Annotated in this window: 1 protein-coding gene; it reads right to left on the bottom strand. The window is 52.2% G+C overall.

The window, feature by feature from the left end:
- On the bottom strand, positions 1-270 hold a 270-nt coding region (locus AAEZ05_RS28730), incomplete at both ends, for a hypothetical protein (protein WP_350649993.1).

Genomic DNA, 270 nt, shown 5'->3' with positions numbered 1-270 from the left:
GTCCTAGACAGACACGGCGCATGTCAAGCAGCATTAGCTCAGACAGCTGGATAAACTCTGCGATACTCAGCTGGGTTTGCCAATAATCGCTGGCTGCGATACTACTTCGTTTGCCACTACGTAACGCTTGCCATGTTGTCAGCCATAACGCGCGCTTACTGTACCAAGGTGCTTGCGCCAACGCTATTGCTGCTAAAGGCGCACCGTTTGCCAATTGGATAAGCTGCTCAATCGCCGACGTAGCGACCGCTTCACGATTAACTGTAGACC

It is taken from the genome of Pseudomonas sp. HY13-MNA-CIBAN-0226, from assembly GCF_040310305.1.
GTDB lineage: Bacteria > Pseudomonadota > Gammaproteobacteria > Pseudomonadales > Pseudomonadaceae > Aquipseudomonas > Aquipseudomonas gregormendelii.
The sequence above is the reverse complement of the archived record's forward strand: the minus strand, read 5'-3'. Positions and strand labels throughout refer to the sequence as shown.